This window comes from Streptomyces sp. NPDC032126, from assembly GCF_055580085.1.
Genome location: NZ_JBVIMA010000001.1, coordinates 1,222,739 through 1,236,188 on the forward strand (window position 1 = coordinate 1,222,739; position 13,450 = coordinate 1,236,188).

At 72.7% G+C, this 13,450-nt stretch carries 12 protein-coding genes; 7 read left to right on the top strand and 5 right to left on the bottom strand.

Features of this window, described 5'->3' with window-relative positions; all coding sequences use genetic code 11:
- Positions 1–20: 20 nt before the first annotated feature.
- From ACZ5NW_RS05125 to ACZ5NW_RS05135, 3 genes are all read left to right on the top strand, one after another.
- Positions 21–2,498: a thioester reductase domain-containing protein gene (locus tag ACZ5NW_RS05125; RefSeq protein WP_468742330.1), complete on the top strand. Its 2,478-nt coding sequence runs from the start codon at positions 21–23 to the stop codon at positions 2,496–2,498.
- Complete coding sequence (locus tag ACZ5NW_RS05130; protein ID WP_468742331.1) at positions 2,495–3,628, top strand: alpha/beta hydrolase; 1,134 nt, start codon at positions 2,495–2,497, stop codon at positions 3,626–3,628. Before ACZ5NW_RS05125 ends, ACZ5NW_RS05130 begins: the two co-directional genes overlap by 4 nt.
- Positions 3,629–3,691: 63 nt before the next feature.
- Complete coding sequence (locus ACZ5NW_RS05135; protein WP_468742332.1) at positions 3,692–4,471, top strand: alpha/beta fold hydrolase; 780 nt, start codon at positions 3,692–3,694, stop codon at positions 4,469–4,471.
- A 12-nt stretch (positions 4,472–4,483) separates the two neighbouring features.
- On the opposite strand, the gene ACZ5NW_RS05140 is transcribed toward ACZ5NW_RS05135, so the two are convergent.
- Entirely contained in the window at positions 4,484–6,109 is a 1,626-nt protein-coding gene (locus ACZ5NW_RS05140) for an alpha/beta hydrolase (protein ID WP_468742333.1), read from the bottom strand.
- Positions 6,110–6,386: 277 nt separating this feature from the next.
- Between ACZ5NW_RS05140 and ACZ5NW_RS05145 the strand changes: the two genes are divergently transcribed.
- Both ACZ5NW_RS05145 and ACZ5NW_RS05150 read left to right on the top strand, forming a co-directional pair.
- Complete coding sequence (locus tag ACZ5NW_RS05145) at positions 6,387–6,875, top strand: chaplin (protein WP_468742334.1); 489 nt, start codon at positions 6,387–6,389, stop codon at positions 6,873–6,875.
- Between the two features lie 110 nt (positions 6,876–6,985).
- Positions 6,986–7,762 (top strand): GNAT family N-acetyltransferase, encoded by a 777-nt coding sequence (locus ACZ5NW_RS05150; protein ID WP_468742335.1) that lies wholly within the window; start codon positions 6,986–6,988, stop codon positions 7,760–7,762.
- 114 nt (positions 7,763–7,876) lie between these two features.
- Here the strand turns inward: ACZ5NW_RS05150 and ACZ5NW_RS05155 are convergent, their stop codons facing one another.
- Entirely contained in the window at positions 7,877–8,140 is a 264-nt protein-coding gene (locus ACZ5NW_RS05155; RefSeq protein ID WP_468742336.1) for a GlsB/YeaQ/YmgE family stress response membrane protein, read from the bottom strand.
- 246 nt (positions 8,141–8,386) lie between these two features.
- Between ACZ5NW_RS05155 and ACZ5NW_RS05160 the strand changes: the two genes are divergently transcribed.
- On the top strand, positions 8,387–9,832 hold the full coding sequence (locus ACZ5NW_RS05160) for a hydrolase (protein ID WP_468742337.1): 1,446 nt from the start codon (positions 8,387–8,389) through the stop codon (positions 9,830–9,832).
- A gap of 63 nt (positions 9,833–9,895) precedes the next feature.
- On the opposite strand, the gene ACZ5NW_RS05165 is transcribed toward ACZ5NW_RS05160, so the two are convergent.
- Together ACZ5NW_RS05165 and ACZ5NW_RS05170 are read right to left on the bottom strand one after the other, a co-directional pair.
- A complete protein-coding gene (locus ACZ5NW_RS05165; RefSeq protein WP_468742338.1) occupies positions 9,896–10,336 on the bottom strand; it encodes an SPW repeat protein in 441 nt (146 codons plus the stop codon).
- A 161-nt stretch (positions 10,337–10,497) separates the two neighbouring features.
- Entirely contained in the window at positions 10,498–11,193 is a 696-nt protein-coding gene (locus tag ACZ5NW_RS05170) for a type 1 glutamine amidotransferase domain-containing protein (protein ID WP_468742339.1), read from the bottom strand.
- 126 nt (positions 11,194–11,319) lie between these two features.
- Here ACZ5NW_RS05170 and ACZ5NW_RS05175 point away from each other — a divergent pair, with 126 nt between their 5' ends.
- Complete coding sequence (locus tag ACZ5NW_RS05175; RefSeq protein ID WP_468742340.1) at positions 11,320–12,243, top strand: LysR family transcriptional regulator; 924 nt, start codon at positions 11,320–11,322, stop codon at positions 12,241–12,243.
- Between the two features lie 40 nt (positions 12,244–12,283).
- Here ACZ5NW_RS05175 and ACZ5NW_RS05180 read toward each other — a convergent pair whose 3' ends face one another.
- Positions 12,284–13,414 carry an acyl-CoA dehydrogenase family protein gene (locus tag ACZ5NW_RS05180; protein WP_468742341.1) on the bottom strand — a complete coding sequence of 377 codons (1,131 nt, stop codon included), beginning with the start codon at positions 13,412–13,414 and terminating at the stop codon, positions 12,284–12,286.
- Positions 13,415–13,450: the final 36 nt, after the last annotated feature.

The window sequence follows — 13,450 nt, forward strand, 5'->3', positions numbered from 1 at the left end:
GCAGATGGTGAAAGGCACTCATGCGTGACGTGAACGAGGACGTGACGGCGTACGGCGGCGGCCGACGGGAGACCGAACGATCGATCGAACGCGGCACCGGCCCCCTCGGAGTGGAGCAACTGCTGACCCAGGTGATGGGCGACACGCGGGCGCCGGGGCCGGGTGCGGTCACGGACCTGGCGGCGCCGGAGGAGTCCGGGGCGAGCGGCGACTCGGGCCGGGCCTCGGGCGTGCCCGTGGTGAGCCACAGCTCGGACGCCCAGCCCTCTCAGGGAGCCCCTGAGCCGGCCCGCCCGCCGCAGGCCGTCGCGGACCTCGACGCCCTGAGCGTCCTCATCGCCACCGCCGCCGGCCGTTACCTCCCCGAGGGCCGCCTCGCCCCCGACGCCGACTTCTTCGACGCCGGCGGCACCTCCGTACAGGCCGTCGAACTCGCCGCCGATCTGGAGCGGGACCTGGGTGTCGAGCTGGACCTCGACGACGTGTTCGCGGACGCACGGCCGATCACCCTGGCCCGCCACTGCCTGGCGGCCGGAGCGACGATCACGGCCACGACGCCCATGCCCATGCCCGCACGTTCCGTCACCGACATCCCCCTTCCGGAACCCACCCCGGCACCCGCCCTGACCCCCATCGGCACCACTACCCTCGCCCCCGGCTCCACCGCCCGCCCCGAGGACCTCTCCCAGATCCTCGCCGATCTCGCCCTCGCCGACCGGCTGCCCTTCGTCCGCTCGCCCGAGCCGCTTCCGCCCCGCCGGATCCTGCTCACCGGCGCCACCGGATTCCTCGGCAGCCATATGCTGCTCGACCTGCTGCGGCACAGCGACGCCCACGTGTACTGCCTGGTCCGCGCCGCCGACGAGGAGGCCGCGACCGCACGCCTCGCCGAGCAGCTCCGCGGCTACCGGCTGCCCTGGAACGCCGAGGTCCGCCGCCGGGTGACCGTGCTCCCCGGCGACATCCGCGCCCCCCGCCTCGGCCTGTCCGACGAGCGGTGGAACACCCTCGCCCAGGAACTCGACAGCATCGTCGGCGTGGCCGCCGCCGTGGACTTCCTGCGCGGCTACCGTTCCCTGCGCGCCAGCAACGTCCTCGGTACGCTCACCCTCGCCGAACTCGCCGCGACCGGCCGCCCCAAGCCCCTGCACCACATCTCCTCGATCGCCGTCTTCAACGAGGTCGGCATCCCGTCCATGGGCGAGGACGACCCGTTCGCGCACGTCGACCGGCTCGTCGCCGGATACGACCAGTCCAAGTGGGCCGCGGAGGCCGCCCTGCGCCGCGCCCGCGACCACGGGCTCGTCGTGACGGCCCTGCGCCCCGGCGGCATCGGCGGCCACACCAAGACGGGCGCCTACAACCCGCAGGACCTCAGCAGCGGCCTGATCTCGGCCTTCGGCCGCTTCCGCACCGTCCCGGCGTTCCGCTACCTCAACGCGGCCCCCGTCGACTGGGTCAGCCGGGTCGCGGTCGCCGTGGTCTGCGAGCCCGATGCCTGGGGCTTCGACTACAACCTGACCGGTGTCCCCAACACCCTCGACGACGTCGTCCGGGACATGGCGTTCGGCGGCATGCATGTGCGCGTACAGGACTGGGACGAGTGGCGCGCCGACGCCCTGGCCCGTCTGGAGGCCGAACCGGTGCCCGAACTCGCCTTCCTCACCCGCGTGTTGAAGAGCCCCACCGCGCTGAAGCTCTGCGAGGCGACCCTCAGGGGTCCGGCCGCGAGCGCCGAGCGCACCGACGCGCTCGTCGACGCCCTCGGCCTGCCGCCCGCCGCCCGCTACGACGCCCGCGCCCAGCTGAAGACCTTCGAGAAGCTCGCCGAGGACGGTCTGGCCCGGCTGCCGCAGAAGGACGACCAGCCCTACCTCTGGTTCTCCGAGACGACCGAGGGCGATGTCCACCCCGTCGGCAACGCCACCGCCGGCACCCCCTGCTCGATGGCCCTCACCCTGTCCATCGCGAGCATGCATCAACTCGTCAAGGAGCGCCGCGTCGACGTCACCGGCGAGGTCACCTGCCCCGCCCTGCACGCCGCACCGCTCACCGTCGAGCGCGGCGACCTGTGGGTCCGCCCCGACGAGGGCATCCCGCACCAGCACGGCATGCGGCATCAACTGCTGCGCTACCGGCTGGTGTTGCGCGACGACGACGGCGGAAAATGGTGGCTGGAGGGTCACAAGTACGCCCGCGCCCGCCGCGACCTGTGGCGCCAGACCCGAGCGCTGACGATCGAGATCGGCCGGGCCGGCGAGCCGGCCACCCTCGCGGGCGAGGTCGTCGTCCCCGCCGACTCCTACGTACGGGACCAGATCGACGGCATCCAGGTCGCCCCGCACCTCACCGGCCAGGAGAAGCGCGCCGCCAAGCTGACCTGGCTCGCCTGGTTCGGCCTGGAGATGGGCCGCGGGCTCATCGGCCCGTTCGCCCGTGCCGCCGCGGACCTCCTCGATCTGCGCCGCACCCCCACCCTCACGGAGCACCACCGATGATCTTCAGGACGACTCCCGCCGCACGCCGGCCGCTGCGCAGGGTCCGCACCACCACCGCCCCGCGTCCGCTGCGCCACCGCCTCGACCCGGCCCGCGTGGAGGAGATCCACTTCCACGCCGGCGACGGGGTCCGGCTCGGCCTCACCCGGGTCGACCCCGGCGAGCCGGGCCGCCCGGCCGTGCTCCTGCTGCACGGCCACACCGCGTCCGCCGACATGTTCCTGCTGCCCGAGACCCGCAACCTCGTCGACACCCTCCTCGACGAGGGCTACGAGCCCTGGCTCCTCGACTGGCGGGGCAGCTGCCGGCTGCCGTACAACGAGACGGGACAGCGCTACACGTACGACGACGTGGCCCTGTACGACATCCCCGCCGCCGTCTCCCACATCCGCGAACGCATCGGCGAGCGCCCGCTGTTCGTGGTCGCCCACTGCATCGGCTCGCTCACCCTCTCCCTGAGCATGACCGCCGGACTCGTGCCCGGACTCGCCGGTGTGGTGTCCCAAGGCGTCTTCCTCACCCCGAAGTTGGCGGGCCGCACCTCGCTGCGGATGTCCGTGGCGGGGGAGTTGCTCAAGACCCGCATCGACCACATCCCGGTCGACTTCCGCAAGGTCGGTCTGTGGTCCAAGTACACCCCGCTGTTCGCGCTCGCCTCGCGCCGCGCGAGCTGCCCCGACCCGACCTGCCAGATCCTGCACAACTCCGCCTGGGGCACCGGCGCTTCGCTCTTCGTCCACGAGAACCTGGCCGACGCCACCCACGACCGGCTCGCCGAGCTGCTCGGTCCGGCGCCGCTGTGGATCCTGCCCCATCTGCGCCGCATCGAGCTGGCCCGCAGCGTCGTGCGCTGGCACGACACCGACCACCGCTACCGCGCGCTGCCGCCCAACGCCCTGGACGCGGCCGCCCGCATCGACACCCCGGTGCTGCTGCTGGCCGGCAGCGAGAACGGCCTGTGGCTGGACTCCCAGCGGCTCTGCCACGAGGTCCTCGCCCACCGGCAGCCCCAGCTCGACGTGCGCTACACGGAGATCCCGGGCTACGGCCACCTGGACACCTTCCTCGGCCGGGGCGCCGCCCTGGACGTGTTCGGTCACATCCTCGATTTCCTCGGCGAACGACGGTGACGAAACACCCGGCCGCCGGTTACCGTACGCGGCAGTAACCGGACCGCACCGCAGGAGGCACCCATGCCGCAGCTCGACGTCGACGGAGCGAGCCTGACGTACGACGACGAGGGCCCGCGCGACGGCGGCGGGGTGCCCCTGGTCTTCGTGCACGGCTGGACGGCGAACCGGCACCGCTGGGACCACCAGATCGCCCACTTCTCCGCGACGCGGCGGGTGATCCGCCTCGACCTGCGCGGGCACGGCGAGAGCAGCGGGGCGGGCGTGCGGACGGTCGAGGAGCTGGCGAAGGACCTGATCGCCCTCCTCGACCACCTCAAGATCGAGCGGTGCGTACTGATCGGCCACTCGATGGGCGGGATGATCTCGCAGACCGTCGCGCTCTCCCACCCCGAGCGGGTCGAGCGCCTGGTCCTGGTGAACTCCATCGCCCGCATGGCCTTCAGCCGGGGCCGGGGCCTGCTCATGGCGGTCTCCACGCTCGTCCCGTTCAAGCTGTTCGTCGCCGCCAACATCCAGCGCGCCTTCGCCCCGGGCTACCCGCGCGAGGAGATCCGCGCGTACATCAAGTCCTCCGCGGACACCCCGCGCGAGGTCGTCATGACGCTGTACGGCGCGATGCGGGCCTTCGACGTCCTCGACCGCGTCGGCGAGATCCGCACGCCGACCCTGATGATCCACGGCTACTACGACATCCAGCTCCCGGTGAAGCAGATGCTGCGGATGGCCAAGGCCTACCCGGACGCCACCGTGCGCATCCTGGACGCCGGCCATGAGCTGCCCGTGGAGAAGCCGGCCGAACTGACCGCCGCCATCGACGTGTTCGTCACCCAGGGAGCCTGACCGGCCCCGCTGTCACTCCTCGCGCTCGGGCCCGCAGGAGCTTCCGCTGGGCGGCAGGGAGCCGTACAGCAGGAAGTCGTTCACCTTGCGGTGCACGCACTTGGAGGAGCCGTACCCGGTGTGCCCCTCACCCTTGTTGTCCAGCACGACGGCCGACGACCCGAGCCGCTCGGCCGTCTCCACGGTCCAGCGGTACGGCGTCGCCGGGTCCCCTCGGGTGCCGATGAGCAGCATCTTCGGCGTGTGCAGGTCCTGGACCTGCTCCCGGATGAAGTCGGTGCCCTTCGGCCGGCCGTAGCACAGCAGCACTTCGGTCAGGCGGTACTGGCCGAACACCGGCGACACCGCCTCGTACCGGGCGCGCAGCCGCTGGAGATCCGCGGTGATCCGCTGGGCGGAGGGGCGGTCGGGATCGTCCGCGCAGTTGATCGCCATCAGCGCCGCCGGAAGATTGTCGAGCGGCACGTCCTCGTCGTCGACCAGCGTCCCCGGGCTCGGTGTCGCGTCCGGGTCCGGGTCCCCGTCGCCGGAGGGCCCCTGCTTCACCGGCAGGGCCGCGCCGCCGGTCGCGAAGGCCATGATCCCGCTGGTGTCGCCGTCCTCGACGAGCTTCGCGAGCGCCCGCTCCAGGGAGGGCCACCACTCCTCGCTGTAGAGCGCCTGCCCGAGCGCCCCGACCAGGTCCTGCCCGGTGAACGGCGCGCCGAAGTCCGACGGCACCGGATCCTCGTCGAGGGACCGCACCAGCCGTACGACCTGGTCGCGGGCCATGCGCGCATCGGTGCCCAGCGGACACGCGATGTCCTTCACGCACCAGGCGACGAAGTCCTCCAGCGCCACCTGCTGCCCCGCGGCGCCGGCGACGCCCTGCTCGGTGAGCGGCTCGGTGAGGGTGTCCACGCCGTCCAGCGCCAGCCGGCCCACCCGGTGCGGGAACTGGGCCGCGTACACCGCGCCGAGCCGGGTGCCGTAGGAGAAGCCGAGGTAGTTGAGCTTCTTGTCGCCGAGCGCGGCCCGCAGCACATCGAGGTCGCGGGCGGCGTGGACCGTGCCGATGTACGGCAGCACCGGACCGGAGTGCTCGGCGCAGGCGGCGGCCGCGTGCCGCAGCCGTTCCAGCAGGCCCCGCGGGTCGGCGATGTCGGCGCTGCCGCCCTCGATGGTCGCGAAGACGTCCTCCTCGCCGTCCCCGCAGCTGACCGGCGAGGACCGTCCGACGCCCCGCGGGTCGAAGGTGACCACGTCGTAGTGGTCGGTGAGGTCCATGAACTCCTTGCCGCCGTAGGCGAGTTCGGGTATCCCCGCGCCGCCGGGGCCGCCGAAGTTCAGCAGCACCGAGCCGTGCTTGTCGCCCGTCGCCCGGTAGCGGGCGAGCGCCAGCTGCAGCGAGCCGCGCGCGGGATGGTCGTAGTCGAGCGGGACGGTCGCCTTGGAGCACTGCAGGTCGCGGGGCATCCCGTCGCCCTGGCACTTGGACCAGGTGAGCTTCTGGTCGTAGAAGCGGGACAGCCCGGGCCGGTCGTCGGCGGGGTGCCGGGCCGTCGCCGCCGGGAGCCCGGCGCCCACCAGGGCCAGCGCGCACGCCCCGGCGAGCGCGCAGCGTCGCAGCGCGGGCAGCGTCGACAGCATGGCCAGCATCGGTGCCTCCCGGGACGCCCAGCGATCGATCGGGACAGGCGCCCCCGCTCACGATAGGGGGCCGTTCTCCGGCCCGCCTCCGGACGGCGGGCCGCCCCGATGCCGTCCGACCGGGTGCTTTCGCGGCGCATTCAGGGCTTTCGACGGTTTTGCCACTTGTTCGACTCCGATGACGCCCAATGGGGTGAATGGCCGGTAGGCCATAACTCGCGGAGATCGCCTGCGTTCTATCCGGTGCGGGTGAGTGCCCGCGACCATGTCTGGAAGGCAGGGACCTATGAGACGGGCTGCCCTGAACGGGATGATCGCCCTCGCCGCCTCGGGTGCGATGGCGGTGACGCTGCCGGCCCTGGAGGCCCACGCGACCTCCTCGGCGGACGGAACCGCCGCGGACTCGCCTGGTGCGATCTCCGGCGACAGCATCCAGCTCCCCGGGAGCGTGCCGGTGAACCTCTGCGGGAACACGGTCGACGTCATCGGCCTGCTGAACCCGGCGCTGGGCACGACCTGCGCGAACGAGGGCTCCGGGACCACCGCCGACGAACCGGCCGCCCCCCGGCCCCCGTCGCCCTCGACCCGCCCCGCGTCCACCCCGCCGCACCACCACACGGCCCCGGTGACGGCCGCCGTGGCGCACTCCCGCCCGGGGGTCTCCCTGGCCGAGACGGGCGCCGGCACCACCCTGTCGGGCCTCGCCGGCGGTACGGCCCTGGTGCTGGGCGGGGCGATCCTCTACCGCCGCTCGCGGCGCGCGGCGTCCCGCTGAACACCGCTCGCCCGACGCCCCGCGACCACCCCGCCGACCGCATCACGCCCAGGCCCTGAGGAGGGCTAATTCAGTTGAGGCGGGGCGGACCGGGGTGGTGGGGTGGCCGCATGGATCTCGCCGCCGTACTCGCCCTCTACGACCGCACCGTGCGTGAGGGCGCCCGCCCCGACAGCGCGGACGCCCGCATCGAACGCACCGGGTCGGTGGTCCGCCAGGTCGCCTCCGCCGAGGGGTGGAACGGCGTGCTGTGGTCCGCCCTCGACGACGCCGACGCCGACGCGGCGATCGCCGAGCAGATCGCCCGCTTCACCGCTGTCGGCCGCGAGTTCGAGTGGAAGACCTACGCGCACGACCGGCCGGCCGACCTCGGGACCCGGCTGGCGGCCGCCGGATTCACGGCGGAGCCCGAGGAGACGCTGATGATCGGCGAGACCGAGCGGATGCTCGACGCCGGAGACCCGCCCGAGGGCGTCCGGATCGTCCCCGTCACCGACCGGGCGGGCGTCGACCTCATGGTCGAGGCGAACACGAGGGCCTTCGGCCGCGACGGTTCCTGGCTCGGGGACCTGGTGCTCCAGCGCCTCGCCGAGGACGACGGCACGATGGTCGCCCTCGTCGCCCTGGCCGGGGACGAGCCGGTCAGCTCCGCGCGGATCGAGTTCGTCCCGGGGACCGACTTCGCGGGCCTGTGGGGCGGCGGCACCGCGGAGAAGTGGCGCGGCCGGGGCGTCTACCGCGCCCTGATCGCCCACCGCGCCCGCATCGCCGCCGAGCGCGGCTACCGCTACCTCCAGGTGGACGCCTCCGACCAGAGCCGCCCGATCCTCGAACGCCTCGGCTTCGCCCCGCTGACCACGACGACGCCCTACGTCTACACGCCGTAGGCGCCCCCGCCGACTACGACGACGCCCTACGTCTGGACGCCGTAGGCATCTCCGCTGACCACGATGACGCCCTGCGCCTACGCCGTAGGCGCGACGCGACGGGCGCGCTCTCCGTCAGCGGCCTGCCCTCCTCCGGTCCAGCAGGGTCACTCCGACCGCCGCGAGACCGATCTGGATGAGCCACTCGATCCAGTCGACGCCGTCGGTGTCGGCCACGCCGACGGCGGAGGCGATCGCGGAGCCGACGAGCGCGGCCGCGATGCCCACCACGATGGTCCACAGCACACCGATCCGCTGGCGGCCGGGGACGACGAGCCGTCCCAGCACGCCGATCACGATGCCGATGACGATGGCACTGAAGATGCCGCCGATCTCCATCTCCCGGCCCCCTCCTCCGCTTGGCGCGAGCCTTGCCGAACGTCTGCCCCGTCAACGGCGGGACACTCGCTTCCGGTTGAGGAAGGGACGCCGCCGGAGAAAGCCGTCGTCCGATGTTCACTTCACAGCTATGTCATGTACCTTTCAGACGCTCCCCGCGTGGAGAACCCTCGGTTCCCGGTCTACGCGCGAAGATCGGCGCTCGCACCCGCTCCTCTCTCCCCACTCCTCATGGAGGTTCGTCGGATGCCCGGATCCAGCAGATCCCGCCGCACACTCCCCGCCGTCCTCGCCGGCCTCGGGCTGCTCATGAGCGCGGCGGCCTTCCAGGTCGCGGTCGCCGCCCCCGAGGCGCGGGCGGCCACCCCCCACCGCATCCTGTTCGACGACGGCCACGCCGAGGAGGCGGGCAACGCGGACTGGATCGTCTCCACCAGCAAGCCGGACCCGCTCGCCCAGGACTCCACCCCGTCCGCCGAGACGGACTGGACCGGGGCCCTCTCGTCGTGGGGCGTCGCCCTGCAGAAGACGGGCGCCTACAGCCTCAAGACCGCCACGAGCGCCCTCACCTACGGCGGTTCCTCGACCACCGACCTGTCGAACTTCGACACGCTGGTGCTGCCGGAGCCCAACACGCTGTTCACGACGGCCGAGAAGACGGCCATCATGACCTTCGTGAAGAACGGCGGCGGCCTGTTCATGATCTCCGACCACACGGGCGCCGACCGCAACAACGACGGCTACGACGCGGTCGAGATCCTCAACGACCTGATGACGAACAACAGCGTCGACTCCACCGACCCGTTCGGCTTCTCCGTCGACTCGCTGAGCATCGGCTCCGACTATCCGTCGGCCATCGGCGACAGCACGAATCCCGTCCTGCACGGCTCCTTCGGCACCGTCGGCAAGAGCCTCATCGCCAGCGGTACGACGGCCACGCTCAAGCCCGCCGACAACGCCGCCGTCAAGGGCCTGCTCTACCGCACCGGTTACTCCGGCAACACCGGCGCGTTCTTCGCCACCAGCACCTTCGGCAGCGGCCGCGTCGCCTTCTGGGGCGACAGCTCACCCATCGACGACGGCACCGGCCAGTCCGGCAACACCCTCTACGACGGCTGGAACGACTCCGGCGCCACCAACGCAGCGCTCGCCCTGAACGCCACCGAGTGGCTGGCCGGCGCGAGCGGCAGCGGCGGCGGCGGGGGAGGCGGCGGCACCTGCACGGCCGCCCAGCTCCTGGCCAACCCCGGCTTCGAGTCCGGCAGCACCTCGTGGACCGCGAGCAGCGGTGTCATCACCACCGACTCCGGCGAAGCCGCCCGCACCGGCTCCTACAAGGCCTGGCTCAACGGCTACGGCTCCGCGCACACCGACACCCTCGCCCAGTCGGTGACCATCCCGTCCGGCTGCACGAGCGCCACCCTGAGCTTCTACCTCCACGTCGACACCGCCGAGACGACCACCTCGACGGCGTACGACACCCTGAAGGCGCAGGTGCTCAACAGCGGTGGCACGGTGCTGTCGACGCTCGCGACCTACTCGAACCTCAATGCGGCGAGCGGCTATACCCGGCGCAGCTTCAGCCTGGCCGGTTACGCCGGCCAGACGGTCACGATCAAGTTCACCGGCACCGAGGGCTCCACGCTGCAGACGTCGTTCGTCCTCGACGACACCGCGCTCGACGTGAGCTGAACCCCCGGGGCCCGGGGCGAACACGCCCCGGGCCCCGTCCGTTCCCCGTGCCGGGGCGAGGTGCTACGGCCTGGGTGTGCTCCTCGCCGCCGTGGCGGCGCACATCAAGCCCAGGATCACCGCGAGAGCACCGATGATGATGTTGTTCAGCGCGACGCCCGTGTCCGGGTTGTCGCCCACGACCCACGGCGCGATGATCATCCATACGCCGAGCGCGCACATGGCCCAGCTCAGGCCGTACATGCGCTCGGGAGCCCGGGTGAACCCCAGGGCCAGCAGACCGATCGCGATCCCGATGACGAGGTTGTGGGTCACCAGCGAGGGCTGGCTGGTCGTGTAGTGGAGTATCCAGGGGGATACGGCGCAGTACAGGCCCAGCAGGAACACGGGCCCGTCCACGAGTGCCACATCACGGCCTTGGAGCATGCGGGCGTAGCGTGCCCGCATTTCGGAGGCATCAGGGTGAGTCGTGATGTCACCTCTGGTGTGCGAGACGTCGGCCATGACTCGTCTCCTTTGACTTGCAGGCCCAACCGCGTCTGGCGCGGTGTGCGGTAAGCGCCGCGCAGTTCATTCTGCGCTTATTTCACCTTTATGTGTAGAGATCGGCTTTATGTGCAGAGATCGGCGCTGTGCGGGGACCGCAGGGCCCGGGCCGGCGGCGCTCAGCCCAGCAGCTTCAGCAGCTCCTCGGCGAGGGGCGCCGAGGAGGCCGGGTTCTGACCGGTGACGAGCGTGCGGTCCACGATCACGTGCGGCGCCCACGGCTCGGCCGGCCGCACGTCCACGCCCGCCTGCGTCAGCCGGTCCTGGAGCAGCCAGGGAGCCTTGTCGGCCAGGCCGCCCTGGATCTCCTCGGCGTTGGTGAACGCCGCGACCCGGTAGCCCGCGAAGGCGTTGGAGCCGTCCTCCCCGACGGCGGCCAGCATCGCGGCGGGCCCGTGGCAGACCACGCCCAGCGGCGTGCCCGCGGCCAGCGCGTCCACCAGTAGCCGGCCGGACGCCGCGTTGACCGCCAGGTCCTCCATCGGGCCGTGTCCGCCCGGGTAGAAGACGGCGGCGAAGTCGGCGAGGTCCACGTCCTCCAGGCGTACCGGATGCCGCAGTTCGCTCATCGCGGCGAGCTCCCGCGCGATCGCCTCGGCGCCCTCCGGACCGCCGTTGAACTCGGGGGCCAGGCTCCCCTTGTCCGCGGTCGGCACCACGCCGCCGGGGGTGGCCACGACGATCTCGTGGCCCGCCGCCTTGAAGGCCCGGTAGGGGGCGACGGCCTCCTCGGCCCAGAAGCCGGTGGGGTGCTTGGTGCCGTCGTTGAGCGTCCAGAAGTCGACGCCGGTCATCACGAAGAGGATCTTGGCCATGGTGGTTCCCCGGTCTCGTAGAGATTGACTGACTTCGACGGTAGGCCCGCCCACCCATAGGCTGCCAATGAAGATCCCTATGTCAGCCATTGGAATCTCAATGGCCGACAAAGGAATACTGGCGGGGTGGACGGCCCTACGACGACGCACGCGCCCCTCGACCTGAACCTCCTGCGCACCTTCCTCGCGGTGTACCGCTCGGGATCCTTCACCGGCGCGGCCCATCTGCTGGGCCTGTCCCAGCCCACGGTGACCACCCAGATGCGGGCCCTGGAGAGGCAGACCGGACGCGAACTCTTCCAGCGGCTGCCCCGAGGCGTCGCGCCCACCCCGGTCGCCGACGCGCTGGCCGCCCGGGTCGCCGGGCCGCTCGACGACCTCGCCGCGGTCGCCGGTGCCGACCCGGCGGCGGGCGACCGGCCCGCCGAGCCCGTGCACCTCGCCGGACCGGCCGAACTGCTGTGCACCCGCGTGCTGCCCGCCCTGGCCCCGCTCGTCGCCGACGGCGTACGGCTGCGGGTGGCCACCGGGCTGACCGACCCGCTGCTGGAGGAACTGCGGACCGGACGTCACGACCTGGTCATCGCCACCTCCCGGCCCCGGGGCCGGGCACTGGTCTCGGCCGCGCTCACGGACGAGGAGTTCGTGCTGGTCGCCGCCCCCGTCTGGGCACGGCGGCTCAGAGAGCCCCTGGCCGCCGAGGGGCCCGCCGCCCTGCACTCCGTGCCGCTGATCACGTACGCCGAGGACCTGCCGATCGCCCGCCGTTACTGGCGGCACGTCTTCGGGCGGCGGCTGTCCTGCCCCGCCGCCGTGACCGTGCCCGATCTGCGCGGCGTGCTGTCCGCCGTCGTCGCGGGCGCCGGCTTCACCGTCCTGCCGCGCTACCTCTGCCTCGACGAACTGGCCTCAGGCGCCCTCGTCCCCCTTCACGAGCCGGACGACCCGCCGATCAACACCGGCTTCCTGGTGCGGCGGCCGGGCGTCTCGGACAACCCCGACGTGGACCGGGTGAGTGAGCTGCTGCTTGGCGCGGCACGGTCCTGGTGAGGGGCCGCCGGCCGACCTCCCCGTGGTCACCGGTCCGCGCTCAGGTGCCGTTCGCGCGGTGACCTGGGTCCGCCAGCGCGCCGAGGTGCGCCCGGCGCACGTCGGCCGTCTGGCCCTGGACGAGCAGGAACAGGCCCTCGCGCGCGAGTCGTTGCGCGCGGCTGCCCAGGTCCATGGCCCGGCCGCCACCGGCGACGATCGCGGCGGTCGTGGCCGCGCGCAGCACGTCGTAGGCCCGGGTCTTGCACTCCAGCCGCTCCTCGAGGTGTTCGTGCGGCACCGGATGGTCGGCGAGCGCGTACGCCTGCCGCCGCACCTCGTCGAGCCGTGCGCGCAGGGCGAGGGCGGTCTCCTCCGCCTCGGGGGCCGCCGCCAGCAGGTCGAGCGCGGCCGACGCCACCCCGAAGACGGCCGGGGAGGCGTTGGTCGCCCGGGGCCGGTCGACGAGGGCGAACCGCTCGTACGGGGTGCGCAGCACCAGGGCCTCCCCGGGCAGCCACAGGCCCTCCAGCTCCAGGGCGACCGTCCGGGCGGCCGACAGGGCCGCGAGCCGCAGCGGCGCCGACGCGGTGAGGCCCGGCTGCTCGCGCGCCTCCACGGCCACGAACACCACCTCGCCCCCCTCGTCCACCCCGGCCAGCAGCATCACGTCGTTCAGCCCCCAGCCGGTGTACCAGGGCACCCTCCCGTCGAAGCGCCAGCCGCCGCGCTCGGCGGTGGCCCGCACCGGGACGCGCGGGAAGGCCCGCACCTGCGCGTACGCGATCCCGGCCATCAGCCCGCCCGTCGCCAGCCGCCCCAACAGCCGCTCCCGGACGGGGAGTTCGGCGGACGCCAGGAGCTGCACCGGGGTGTGGTGCTGGGTCTGCACGAACCACGTGGAGCAGCACGCCCCGGCCAGGATCTCCGCGATCTCCCGGGCCACGGACGCCGGGGCCGCCGCCCCGCCGTACTCCCGGGGCGCGCTCACCCCGAGCAGCCCCGACCGTCTGATCGCCTCGATGTGGCTCACCGGCACGCCCTCCTGGTCGACCCGTTCGGCGTCCGGGGCGAGGAGGTCGTCGGCGAGGCGGCGGGCACGGGCGACGAGGGGGTGGGGCGGGTCCGGCGGCTGCGGCGGGTGCGGTGGGTCGGTCGGCTGCGACGGGTCCGGCGGGTGCGGCGCGGTCATACGGGGAATTCTTCCGGTTTCCCGGTGCGGGGTGTC

Coding starts and splice junctions, on each gene's coding strand:
- ACZ5NW_RS05160 (WP_468742337.1), top strand. CDS start 8,387: ATGCCCGGATCCAGCAGATCCCGCCGCACACTCCCCGCCGTCCTCGCC.
- ACZ5NW_RS05140 (WP_468742333.1), bottom strand. CDS start 6,109: ATGCTGGCCATGCTGTCGACGCTGCCCGCGCTGCGACGCTGCGCGCTC.
- ACZ5NW_RS05180 (WP_468742341.1), bottom strand. CDS start 13,414: ATGACCGCGCCGCACCCGCCGGACCCGTCGCAGCCGACCGACCCACCG.
- ACZ5NW_RS05165 (WP_468742338.1), bottom strand. CDS start 10,336: ATGGCCGACGTCTCGCACACCAGAGGTGACATCACGACTCACCCTGAT.
- ACZ5NW_RS05145 (WP_468742334.1), top strand. CDS start 6,387: ATGAGACGGGCTGCCCTGAACGGGATGATCGCCCTCGCCGCCTCGGGT.
- ACZ5NW_RS05155 (WP_468742336.1), bottom strand. CDS start 8,140: ATGGAGATCGGCGGCATCTTCAGTGCCATCGTCATCGGCATCGTGATC.
- ACZ5NW_RS05135 (WP_468742332.1), top strand. CDS start 3,692: ATGCCGCAGCTCGACGTCGACGGAGCGAGCCTGACGTACGACGACGAG.
- ACZ5NW_RS05125 (WP_468742330.1), top strand. CDS start 21: ATGCGTGACGTGAACGAGGACGTGACGGCGTACGGCGGCGGCCGACGG.
- ACZ5NW_RS05150 (WP_468742335.1), top strand. CDS start 6,986: ATGGATCTCGCCGCCGTACTCGCCCTCTACGACCGCACCGTGCGTGAG.
- ACZ5NW_RS05130 (WP_468742331.1), top strand. CDS start 2,495: ATGATCTTCAGGACGACTCCCGCCGCACGCCGGCCGCTGCGCAGGGTC.
- ACZ5NW_RS05170 (WP_468742339.1), bottom strand. CDS start 11,193: ATGGCCAAGATCCTCTTCGTGATGACCGGCGTCGACTTCTGGACGCTC.